12 protein-coding genes are annotated in these 11,185 nt (G+C 63.6%); 10 read left to right on the top strand and 2 right to left on the bottom strand.

Annotation, left to right across the window (positions count from 1 at the left end; translation table 11 throughout):
- Positions 1–106: 106 nt before the first annotated feature.
- Positions 107–781: an iron-sulfur cluster repair protein YtfE gene (gene ytfE, locus LCU97_RS04905; protein ID WP_232775722.1), complete on the bottom strand. Its 675-nt coding sequence runs from the start codon at positions 779–781 to the stop codon at positions 107–109.
- Positions 782–940: 159 nt separating this feature from the next.
- Between ytfE and norR the strand changes: the two genes are divergently transcribed.
- The 8 genes from norR (at position 941) to LCU97_RS04945 (ending at position 8,004) form a co-directional block, all read left to right on the top strand.
- Positions 941–2,467, top strand: coding sequence for a nitric oxide reductase transcriptional regulator NorR (gene norR, locus LCU97_RS04910; protein ID WP_053150874.1), 1,527 nt, complete (start codon positions 941–943; stop codon positions 2,465–2,467).
- Between the two features lie 192 nt (positions 2,468–2,659).
- Positions 2,660–3,307, top strand: a complete 648-nt coding sequence (pdxH, locus tag LCU97_RS04915; protein ID WP_053150876.1) for a pyridoxamine 5'-phosphate oxidase — start codon at positions 2,660–2,662, stop codon at positions 3,305–3,307.
- Positions 3,308–3,397: 90 nt separating this feature from the next.
- Positions 3,398–3,952 carry a molybdenum cofactor biosynthesis protein B gene (moaB, locus tag LCU97_RS04920; protein WP_232775723.1) on the top strand — a complete coding sequence of 185 codons (555 nt, stop codon included), beginning with the start codon at positions 3,398–3,400 and terminating at the stop codon, positions 3,950–3,952.
- Positions 3,949–5,196: a molybdopterin molybdotransferase MoeA gene (locus LCU97_RS04925; protein ID WP_232775724.1), complete on the top strand. Its 1,248-nt coding sequence runs from the start codon at positions 3,949–3,951 to the stop codon at positions 5,194–5,196. The genes moaB and LCU97_RS04925 overlap by 4 nt, the downstream gene beginning before the upstream one ends.
- Before the next feature lie 82 nt (positions 5,197–5,278).
- Positions 5,279–6,274: a ubiquinone anaerobic biosynthesis protein UbiU gene (ubiU, locus tag LCU97_RS04930; protein ID WP_232775725.1), complete on the top strand. Its 996-nt coding sequence runs from the start codon at positions 5,279–5,281 to the stop codon at positions 6,272–6,274.
- 10 nt (positions 6,275–6,284) lie between these two features.
- Positions 6,285–7,175, top strand: coding sequence for a U32 family peptidase (locus tag LCU97_RS04935; RefSeq protein ID WP_053150887.1), 891 nt, complete (start codon positions 6,285–6,287; stop codon positions 7,173–7,175).
- The gene (gene ubiT / locus LCU97_RS04940; protein WP_232775726.1) at positions 7,169–7,639 is read left to right on the top strand and encodes a ubiquinone anaerobic biosynthesis accessory factor UbiT; all 471 of its coding nucleotides are present in this window, start codon (positions 7,169–7,171) and stop codon (positions 7,637–7,639) included. Before LCU97_RS04935 ends, ubiT begins: the two co-directional genes overlap by 7 nt.
- Complete coding sequence (locus LCU97_RS04945; RefSeq protein ID WP_232775924.1) at positions 7,639–8,004, top strand: putative zinc-binding protein; 366 nt, start codon at positions 7,639–7,641, stop codon at positions 8,002–8,004. Before ubiT ends, LCU97_RS04945 begins: the two co-directional genes overlap by 1 nt.
- A gap of 34 nt (positions 8,005–8,038) precedes the next feature.
- On the opposite strand, the gene LCU97_RS04950 is transcribed toward LCU97_RS04945, so the two are convergent.
- Positions 8,039–8,716, bottom strand: coding sequence for a Crp/Fnr family transcriptional regulator (locus LCU97_RS04950; protein ID WP_053150903.1), 678 nt, complete (start codon positions 8,714–8,716; stop codon positions 8,039–8,041).
- A gap of 229 nt (positions 8,717–8,945) precedes the next feature.
- On the opposite strand from LCU97_RS04950, the gene LCU97_RS04955 reads away from it, so the two are divergent.
- Complete coding sequence (locus tag LCU97_RS04955) at positions 8,946–9,548, top strand: transposase (protein WP_053151263.1); 603 nt, start codon at positions 8,946–8,948, stop codon at positions 9,546–9,548.
- Positions 9,549–9,574: 26 nt separating this feature from the next.
- The gene (locus LCU97_RS04960; RefSeq protein WP_232775925.1) at positions 9,575–11,173 is read left to right on the top strand and encodes a ShlB/FhaC/HecB family hemolysin secretion/activation protein; all 1,599 of its coding nucleotides are present in this window, start codon (positions 9,575–9,577) and stop codon (positions 11,171–11,173) included.
- Positions 11,174–11,185 lie beyond the last annotated feature (12 nt).

Raw genomic sequence — 11,185 nt, forward strand, 5'->3', positions numbered from 1 at the left:
GCACTGTGGGGATGAAACACTGTGGGAGCATAGCTTGCTCGCGATAGCGGTGGATCAGCCATCGCGAGCAAGCTTTGCTCCCACAAGTGTTGTGTGGGGATGTCGGTCAGTGAGCCGCCTTCATCGCATTGACGAACAGCACATTGTTTTCCAGGTGAATATGCTCCATCAGGTCGTCACGCAGCTCCGCAAGACCGCGGTACAGGGCGCGCCAGGTATTGCAGGCATCGGCCGGCGGGGTGATCTGGTTAGTCAGGGTGAGCATGATTTCCAGGGCTTCGCCGTGCTGGTCGTGTTCGTAGCGCAGCACCTGGATCGGCGCCGAGGCGCGTTCACCCAGGCCGTGTTGCAGCATCGGGAACAGGACTTGTTCTTCCTTGAGCATGTGGCCCTCGAGCTCCTGGTACATGTCCTCCAGATGGTTGGCCAGGCCGTTGGGGCAACTGGCTCGCGCGCCATGTACATACTCGACGCGACGGGCCAGGCGGATCAGTTCCGGCAGTTGTTCGCGGTGGCGTGCGTGGTAGCGTTCCAGGATGTGGGCGATCAACCGTCCCTGGGGTTCGTTGCGCCAGTCATGGCCCGGTTCCCCGGTGGCTTGCAGCGTACCGAGGGCTTCGGCGATCAGCAGTGGGTTAAGCCCTTTGTTCAGCGCCGCTTCGCGCAGGGTCTTTTGCCCGCCGCAACAGAAGTCGAGGTTGTAATGATGGAAGGTACGGGTGGCACCGGGAATGTCGCAGGCCAACTGGCCGAGGCTTTGTTCCAGCAGATCGAGGCTCATCGTGGTTCCTTGGGTTGAATCCCGGGTGGGACGGATAAGCGGGCTCTGCAGCCGGCATGCCAAAGTCAACCGATTGAAAAACAACGAATATTTTTATGTCGGGGTGATTCCTACCCCGGCCGGAAGGGGTCAAACGAACCCTGGAGGGTACTCATTACCATGCTGCGTGAAAGCCTGGCCGCCGACCTGATCGTCGAGCTGCCCAATGCCGTACGGTTGCAGCGTCTGGTGCAGACCCTGCGCGAATACTTCAACAGTGGCGCCGTGGGCCTGCTGCGCCTGGACGACGACAGCCTGAGGCCCGTGGCGACCGTGGGGTTGGTCCATGAGGCGTTGGGCAGGCGCTTCGTGATCGCCCAACACCCTCGTCTGGCGGCGATCATGGCCTCGCGTGAACCCACCTGGTTCGAGCCCGACAGCCGCCTGCCGGACCCCTACGACGGCCTGCTCGATCACCATGTCGGTGAACCGCTGCCGGTGCACGACTGCATGGGCGTGAGCCTGTACGTGGAGGGTCGCCTCTGGGGCGCGATTACCTTGGACGCGTTGCACGCAGGGACCTTTGACAGTCGGGCCCGCGAGGAACTCAAGCGCTGCACGCTGCAGATCGAGGCCGCGGTGCGGGTGACCCGGCTCGAACAGGAGAACCGCAGCCTGCGGGCGTCGCGCAGCGACCCGTCGGACTTGCGCGTGCCGGTCGAAGAGGGGGAGATCCTCGGACGCAGCGAGGGCCTGCAACAACTGCTCAACGAACTGGACGTGCTGGCCGACTCCGAACTGCCGGTGTTGTTGCTGGGTGAAACCGGCGTGGGCAAGGAACTGTTCGCCCGGCGTCTGCATCGCTTGTCCCGGCGGGGCCACAAGCCGCTGATCCAGGTCAACTGCGCTGCATTGCCGGAGTCCCTGGCCGAAAGCGAGCTGTTCGGTCACGTCAAGGGGGCGTTCTCCGGGGCGACGACGGATCGCGCCGGACGCTTCGACGCGGCCAATGGCGGCACGCTGTTCCTCGATGAAGTGGGGGAGCTGCCGTTGAGCGTACAGGCCAAACTGCTGCGCACCCTGCAAAATGGCGAAATCCAGCGCCTGGGGGCGGACAAGCCGCTGCACGTGGACGTGCGCATCATTGCCGCGACCAATCGGCACCTGCCTGACAGCATTCGCGACGGGTTGTTTCGCGCCGACCTGTATCACCGGCTCTCGGTCTATCCGGTGCCGATTCCACCGCTGCGCGAGCGAGGCCATGATGTGCTGATGCTGGCGGGGCATTTCCTCGAATTGAACCGCACCCGGTTGGGCTTGCGCGGGCTGCGCCTGTCGCCGGCGGCCGAGCAGGCCCTGTTGGCCTACCGTTGGCCGGGGAATGTGCGGGAGCTGGAGCATGTCATCAGCCGCGCCGCGTTGAAGCAATTGAGCCGGGGCGCCAGCCGCAGCCTGATCATGACCCTTGAACCCCAGGTGCTTGACCTGGACGTCAATGCCAACGCGGTGCAAGCGCTGCAGGACACGCCTGTGGCGCCAGGAGATGCACCGTTGCTGTCTCTGAATGAAACCGTCGACGCCTGCCAGCGCCAGGCGATTCTCAAGGCCCTGGAGCGTTGCGGGCAGAACTGGGCCGGCGCGGCGCGGTTGCTGGAGGTCGATCCGAGCAACCTGCACAAACTGGCGCGGCGGTTGGGGCTCAAGTAATCCTGTGCAACCGCGGTGCGGCCTTCGCGAGCAAGCTCGCTCCCACACAGGATCGGTAGCGACTACTGTGGGAGCGGGCTTGCTCGCGAAGAGGCCGGCACATTCATCAAATAAGCCGGCATTGACAGCGATCAAGGCCTCTCCACGCCACAAAATCCACACTGGGCCAAATCCAACGTGGAGCTCATTGCCATGCCCCTATCCCTGGCCGATATGCGCCGCCAATACACCCGCGATGGCCTCGATGAAGCCCAGGCGCCGGACGAGCCATTGGCCTTGTTCGAACGCTGGATGCAACAGGCCCGCGACACCGAGAGCCCGCCGGTGGAAGCCAACAGCATGGTTCTGGCGACGGTCGATCCACAGGGCCGGCCCCATGCCCGGGTGCTATTGCTCAAAGGCTTCGGCAAGGACGGCTTTGTATTTTTCGGCAACTATGACAGCGCCAAGGGGCGGGATCTGGCAGTCAATTCCTGGGCGGCCATGACGTTTTTCTGGCCGGGACTGGAGCGGCAGGTGCGCATCGAAGGGCAGGTCCACCGACTCGACCCAGCGCTGTCGGACGCCTATTTCAACTCCCGTCCCGTGGCCAGTCGCCTCGGTGCCTGGGCGTCGCCGCAAAGTTCTCCGGTAGAAGGACGGGCTGCGCTGGAGGTGTCGCTGGCGCAAGTCCAACAGCGTTTCCCGGACCAACCGGTGCCGCGTCCCGAGCATTGGGGTGGCTACTGCCTGTGCCCCGAGCGGCTGGAGTTCTGGCAGGGCCGCGCCGACCGTCTGCATGATCGCCTCGACTACCGCTTGCGGGCGGGTATCTGGCAGCGCAGTCGTCTGGCGCCCTGAGCGCCAGGGGAGGTACCTCCATGGAGGAATAGGCCGGGGGAGGATTGCAGTTCAGGCTGGGCCATCTTTTCTGACAGGACGGCTGAGACCATGGCCCATCTGACGCAACGCCTCTTCCAACCGCTGAACATTGCGGTGCTGACCATCAGCGATACCCGCCGTTTCGACACCGACAGCTCCGGGCAGACGCTCATCGACTTACTGCAAACGGCCGGTCATGTGCTGGTCGACCGCGGGCTGGTAAAGGACGACATCTATCAGATCCGCGCCCAGGTTTCGCAGTGGATCGCCGCGCCGGACGTGCAAGTGGTGCTGATGACCGGCGGTACCGGCTTCACGCCACGGGACAATACGCCACAAGCGGTCCTGCCCTTGCTGGATAAGCAAGTGGACGGTTTTGGTGAGCTGTTCCGCCAGGTCTCACTGGCGGAAATCGGCATGTCCAGCCTGCAGTCCCGAGCGTTGGCCGGCATGAGCAATGGCGTGTTGGTGTGCTGCCTGCCGGGTTCGCCCGGCGCGTGCCGGACCGGTTGGGAGCAGATCCTGGCCTCGCAGTTGGACAGTCGTACCGGCCCCTGTAACTTCACTCCCCATCTCAAGCCGCAGGCGGGCGTCGTCCCGGTTGCTTGCGAGACGCGGTCATGAGCAGCCGTGGGTGCGGTTCGGCCTGTGACAGCGGTGTGCTGATGCCCGTGGACGAGGCGATTCGTCATCTGCTCGACCAGGCGCCGCCGCCACCGTTCGTACAGTCGGTTGCCCTGGGCAAGGCCCTGGGCCGGGTGTTGGCCGCCGACGTGATCTGCCCCATGAATCTGCCGGCCTGGGATAACAGCGCCATGGATGGTTACGCCCTGCGCGCCGCCGACGTGCCGAGCGTCGGCGGCTTCTTGACGGTGAGTGGACGAATCGCCGCGGGCGACGGCCCCAGTGCTTCGCTGCAAGAGGGGCAGGCGGTGCGGATTTTCACTGGCGCGCCACTGCCGCCGGGCGCTGACACGGTGGTGCCCCAGGAAAGCTGTCGGGTAGAAGGCGAGCGCGTGTGGGTAGCGTCGATTCAGCCGGGTGACCACGTACGCAAGGAAGGTGAAGAACTGCGCCAGGGCGCGCGCCTGCTGAGGGCCGGAACGCGCCTGCGTGCCCAGGAGTTGGGGTTGCTCGCCGGTGCCGGGATAGCGTGCGTGGAGGCGTATCGTCCGTTGCGGGTGGGGCTGCTCAGCAGCGGCGATGAGTTGCGCGAACCGGGTGAGCCGCTGGCACCCGGGCAGATCTACAACAGCAACCGCCAGAGTCTCGCCGCGCTGCTGCGTGGCTGGGGTGTCGAGGTGCATGATTTCGGCGTCATGCCCGATCGGTTGCAGGCCAGCCGGCAAGCGTTGGGCCTGGCCGCTGGCGAGTGTGACCTGCTGCTGACCTCGGGCGGTGTGTCGGTGGGCGAGGAAGACCACCTCAAGCAAGCCATCGAAGCCTTGGGCAATATCGACCTCTGGCGCCTGGCGATCCAACCGGGCAAACCCCTGGCGTTCGGTGATGTGATGGGCAAGCCCTGGATCGGTTTGCCGGGCAATCCGTCGGCGGCGCTGGTGACGGCGCTGGTCGTGGTGCGGCCGTTTCTGCTCCGGGCTCAGGGCATGGTCGATGTGCTGCCCGTGCCGCTGTCGTTGCCGGCGGGTTTCGATTGGCTGCGGCGCAACAGGCGTCGGCAATACCTGCGCGCCAGACTCGTCCCGGATGCCAATGGTCATTTGTGCGTGGAGGTGCATCCCCAGCAGAGTTCGGCGATGTTGAGTGCCGCGTGTTGGGCGGATGGGCTGGCGGTGGTGGAGCGGGACACCCTGGTGCACAAGCACGACCGGGTGATGTATGTGCCGTTCACCGCATTGATGCATTGACGGCAATTGATTGCCGTCAAGGTGCCCGCCCGGGGGCTGGCTAGACTGGGCGGCGCTGTTAGTTCTTCCATGAGGATGCCCCATGCAACTGGTTTGCCCGGCAGGGAATCTGCCTGCCCTCAAAGCGGCCGTGCGCCAAGGCGCCGATGCCGTCTATGTCGGCTTTCGCGACGACACCAATGCCCGGCATTTCGCCGGGCTGAACATGGACGATAAGCAATTCGATGCCGCTGTCGCGCATATCCGCCAGCACCAACGCAAGCTGTACGTGGCGGTCAACACCTACCCGCAACCCAAGGGCTGGGAGCGCTGGCAGAGGGCGGTGGATCGCGCCGCCGATTTCGGCGTGGACGCTCTGATCGCCGCCGACCCCGGCGTGCTCGGCTACGCCAGTCAGCGCCATCCACACCTGGCGCTGCATCTGTCGGTTCAGGGCTCGGCGACCCACGCGGCGGCGCTGTCCTTTTACGCCCAGCGCTATGACATTCGCCGTGCCGTGCTGCCTCGGGTGCTGTCCCTGGCCCAGGTGCGCCAGGTGGCGGCGAATAGCCCCGTGCCCATCGAAGTCTTCGGTTTCGGCAGCCTGTGCATCATGGCCGAGGGACGCTGTCACTTGTCTTCCTACATCACAGGGGAGTCGCCGAACCTGTGCGGCGTCTGCTCACCTGCCAAGGCGGTGCGCTGGAGCGAAGACGCCCAAGGGTTGAGTGCACGCTTGAGCGAAGTGCTGATCGACCGTTACACCCCTGAAGAACCGGCCGGCTACCCGACCTTGTGCAAGGGCCGTTTCCTGGTGGGTGGCAAGCGTTTCCATGCACTGGAAGAGCCCACCAGCCTGGACACCCTGGATTTGCTGCCGGAGCTGGCGGCGGTCGGCGTCGAGGCGGTGAAAATCGAAGGTCGCCAACGCAGCCCGGCTTATGTCGAGCAGGTGACCCGGGTCTGGCGTGCGGCGCTGGATGCACACCGGTCCGCGCCGCAACAGTTCCGGGTGCGGGAAGAATGGCGCCAGGTGCTGGCCGGTCTGTCGGAAGGCAGCCAGACCACCCTGGGTGCCTACCATCGATCGTGGCAATGAGGGAAGCCTGATGAAACTCAGCCTGGGACCGGTCCTGTTCTATTGGGACAAAACACAACTGGGGAATTTCTACGCCGACATGTCGGCATTGCCGCTGGACGTGATCTACCTGGGGGAAACCGTGTGCTCGAAACGCCGGGCCTTCTCACTGGATCAATGGCTGGGCCTGGGGCGTGAGCTTCAGGCCAGCAGCCAGGCGCAAATCGTATTGTCGAGTCTGACGTTGATCGAGGCCGCATCGGAGCTGTCCACGTTGCGTCGGCTATGTGACAACGGTCAGTTGCTGGTGGAAGCCAACGACATGGGCGCGGTGCACTTCCTTGCCGAGCGCAAGCTGCCATTCGTGGGCGGTCCGGCGCTGAACCTCTATAACGGCCACGCCCTGGCGCAACTGCTCGACAGCGGGATGATCCGCTGGGTGCCTCCGGTGGAGTGCTCGGCCGCGCTGATCGCCGATGTGCTGGAGCAGGTGCGGGGCATGGACCGCGAGGTGCCGGAGGTGGAAATCTTTTCCTACGGGCATCTGCCCTTGGCCTATTCGGCACGTTGCTTTACCGCGCGTGCGGAAAACCGACCCAAGGATGATTGTCAGTTCTGCTGCATCAACTACCCCGATGGCCTGGCGCTGAGCAGCCAGGAGGGCCAGTCATTGTTCACCCTCAATGGCATCCAGACGATGTCCGGTGAACCGACCAATCTGCTGGCCGATTACAACGCACTGATGGCCTGCGGTGCGGATGTGCTGCGCCTCAGTCCACGGGCTCAAGGCATGGCCGAAGTGGTCGCTGCGTTCGACAAGGTCCGCCGGGGCGAGGCACCGCCGCTGTTCGTCGAGGGTTGCAACGGCTATTGGCACGGTCAGGCCGGCATGCTGAAAGTCGAGGAGGCTGGCCTGTGCTGAATCCGAAAAAGTGGGTGCTCAAGGGCGCCGATCGCCTGCTGCCACTGGTGGGCAAGGTGCCTTTTGTGGTGCAGCGCCTGGCATTGCAGCAGGCGCTCAATCGCTGCCTGGCCGAACCGCTGCGCGAAGGCGGGTTCGATGTGCTGCGCGGTCGCTGGTTGTGCCTGCGGGTGCTCGACCTGAAATTGTGCTGGTATCTGACGCTGGCGCGCGACGGACTGCGCATTGCCGAACGGGCCGAGGCCCAGGTCACCATAAGCGGCAACTGGCGTGAATTCCTGTTGCTGGCCAGCCGTCAGGAAGACCCCGATACCTTGTTCTTCCGGCGCCGGCTGGTCATCGAGGGCGACACCGAACTGGGGCTGGCGGTGAAGAACCTGATCGACAGTCTTGACCCGGACGTACTGCCGCCATGGTTATGGCGCAATCTGGAACGGGCGGGGAAGGGGTTGGCTTCAGCGTGATGAAAGCCTCGAACGAACTGCCCCTGGTGTATTCCTGTTCCGGCTGCTCCAACGTCGCGCAACTGGCCAACTCGGTTGCCTTACGCCTGGACCGGGCCGGCCTGGCCGAGATGTCGTGCATCGTCGGGGTGGGCGGGCACGTGACGCCCCTGGTCAACAAGGCGCGCTCGGGGCGACGGATCATTGCACTGGACGGCTGCGCGTTGCAGTGCGTCCAGGCCTGCCTGCAACAACATGACCTGGTAGCGGACGTGCATGTGATCCTGAACCAGTTGGGCTTGCGCAAGCGCTTCGGTGTCGACTGCACGGAGGAGGAAGCAGAGGCGTTGTTCGAGCGGTTGGTGCCTCTGATAGGCGCCGACTGATTGCAACGACACCCTCGCCACAGGGGAGCGCGGTTTACTGCTGGTAATCCGCCAGCTCCTCTTCGGCGAGGATGCGGATGTTGCGTCGCTCCATGGTGATCAGTCCGCCGTCCACCAGGCGATGAAGAATCCGCGAGAAGGTTTCCGGCTGGATGCCCAGCTTGGAGGCCACCAGACGCTTGGATACCTGCAATACCACCTGGCCGTCCCGTGGATCACGTTCTTGCAGCAGGAAATTGATCACGCGCCGGCTGGCGCTGGCCAGGGTCAGGTTGTCGATGTCCCTGAGGCGTTGGTGCAAGTGCACGCTCATGCTCGCCAGGATCGCCAGGCAGACCTTGGGCTGGTCTTCCAGGGCCTTGCGATAATGGGCGCCCTCGATACTCACCAATACGCTGTCCTTGAGCGCCGACGCACTCACCGGATAGCAGCGGGCCTGGCTGAACAGCAGGGCTTCGGCGAAGGTCTGCCCCGGCTGGATGATTTCCACCAGGTTTTCCTGGCCTTCGCCGGTGACCCGGAACAATTTGATCTGGCCGCTGATCAGCAGAAAAAAGCGCTTGGCCGGGTCGCCCTGGTGCATGAGCGTGCCATTGCAAGCCAGGCGCTTGAGCACAGCGAGTCCGCACACCTCTTCGAAGACACGCTCCGGCAACTGGCTGAACAGATGATGACGGCGCAACAGTAGAACGATAGAAGGGTGGGTCAACATGGCGTACCTCCGCGTACCGCCATGGTAGGGCTCCAGCCCTCGCCGGCATATGCCTCGGCAGGCCTACCTCGGAAGAGGGAGCCATGTTCCGGAAAGCCCACATGAAGCTTTCATGACAAAAGTTCGGTAGCACATCGCCATTCCCGTCATGCCTGTGTGACGCGTTCGAGGAGACCTTCAAGGTCTTTCGAAACGGGGGCGCAAAGCCGGGAGTGAGGCAATGGGGACTATGGAACGTTATTCGAAAGTGGGCATGCAGGAGCTCGATCAGCGGCTGTCGAAGATCGTCGAGGCGGCGCGCAAACAGCCGGTCTCGGTGTATCGCTATGGCGCACCCTGGGTCTGGATCGTTTCCCAGGATGACTGGCAGGGCGCGCTCAAGGAAGTGTCCAGTTACATCCCGCAGGGCCACTCGCTGGTCTTGCTGCGTCCGCAGATCGACGACCTCCTGGACGAGCATCGCAACGTACTGCAAGCCCTCGATACCGCCGCCGGAATGCGGATTGCGCCGCAGACCGCCATGCACATCCTCTTGCTGCAACTGCTCTATTCGGTGCCCAGCGAGCAGCAACTCTACGAGCAGCTCAATTACAACCTGCTGTTTCGCTGGTTCGTCGGCCTGGAGCTGAACCAGAAGGTCTGGAGCTACGACGTCTTGAGCAGGGACCTCGCCACGTTGCTGGGCGATGTGCGTGCCGTGCGACTCATCCAGAAAATCATCGGCGAAGTGTTCTGTGGCGCCTTGCTGCAAATGCCGGAGTTCTCCTTGAACTTCGCGCTGCTGCACACCTGGCTGGCCCGGCATGCCACGACATCGACGACCAGCAATTGAGCGGTACTTTGAATTCAGGGGGTGGTGTGGAGCATTTCTTCAAGTCACGGCCGGCGCTGTGGGGCTGGCTGTTGCTGACAGTCGGCGGTCCGTCGGCCCTTGCCGCGCAGGAAGGGACCGAGGCCCAGGCGGCCCGTCTGGTGGACGTGAACGAGTATTTCGTGCGCGGCAACACCGTGCTCGACGCCCGTGCCATCGAGGAGGCGGTGTACCCGTTCCTCGGTCCGCAGAAAGCGATGAGCGATATCGAAGGGGCCCGCGATGCGCTGCAGAAGGCTTATCAGGCTCGGGGCTATCAATCGGTGTTCGTCGAACTGCCGGAGCAAAAGGTCGAAGACGGCATCGTTTATCTGCAAGTCAGCGAAACCAAGGTCGGCCGGGTCAGGGTCGTGGGCGCCAGGCATTATTCGCCGCTGGAGATCCGCGAGGACGTCCCGGCGCTCAAGGAAGGCGAAGTGCCTGATTTTGCCCAAGTCCAGGCCGAACTGGCGCAGTTGAACAAGACCCCGGGGCGCCAGGTGATGCCCTTGGTCCGCGAAGGCCAGCGGCCCGGGACCATGGATGTGGATCTGCAGGTCGAGGACCAGAACCCCTGGCAGGCCAGCCTTGGCCTGAACAACGATTACAGTGCCGACACCGAGAAGCTGCGCACCGTTGCCAGCCTGGGCTACAACAACCTCTGGCAACTGGGGCATAGCGTTTCGCTGACCTTCTTTACCGCGCCCCAGGACACTGACAACGCCAAGGTCTGGTCGGGGTCCTACACCGCGCCGTTGAATGAACGCTGGAGCGTGCAGTTCTCCGGCTACCAATCCGACAGCAACGTGGCGACCGTCGGTGGCAGCAACGTGCTGGGCAAGGGGCATTCCTACGGGGTCTCGGCGATCTACAGCCTGCCCTCCAGTGGCGCCTGGTCTAATACCTTATCCGCCGGCGTGGATTTCAAGGATTTCGATGAAGAGTTGAGCCTGGGCGGTTCCAGCGACAAGGCCCCGCTCAAGTACGCACCCTTCACCTTTGCCTATAACGGGTATCGCTACACCGAAAAGAGCCAGCTGGGCCTTGGCCTGAGTCTGGTGGCGGGGACACGAAGCTTGCTGGGCTACGGAAGTTCGGACGAAGAGTTCGACTACAAGCGCTACCGCGCCAGCCCCAGCTTTGCCGTGCTCAAGGGCGACGGCAACTACACCTTTACCTTCGGCAACGATTGGCAGACCGCATCCAAGGCCGCGTTCCAACTGGCGTCCGGGCCGCTGGTGTCCAACGAACAGTTTTCCGCCGGCGGTGCCACCTCCATACGCGGGTACCTGGCCGCCGAACGCACCGGGGACGATGGCTACCTGCTGTCCCAAGAGTTGCGCACACCCTCTCTCGCCAGGTTCGTCGGCAGCTACGTCCAGGAATGGCGTTTCTATGCGTTTGCAGAAGGCGCGCAGCTGTACCTGCGTGACGAATTGCCCGATCAGGAAGCCGATTACAGCCTGGCCAGCGTTGGCCTCGGCACTCGCGCAAGCCTGAGCAAATGGTTGTCGGGCAGCCTCGATTGGGGCTATCCGCTGCTCGACGGCCCTAACACCACGAAACAGGAATCACGCCTGCACTTCAACCTGCAAGCGACGTTTTGAACCCAGGAGTCA

This window comes from Pseudomonas uvaldensis (genome assembly GCF_021271205.1).
In the GTDB taxonomy this organism is placed as follows: Bacteria; Pseudomonadota; Gammaproteobacteria; order Pseudomonadales; family Pseudomonadaceae; genus Aquipseudomonas; species Aquipseudomonas uvaldensis.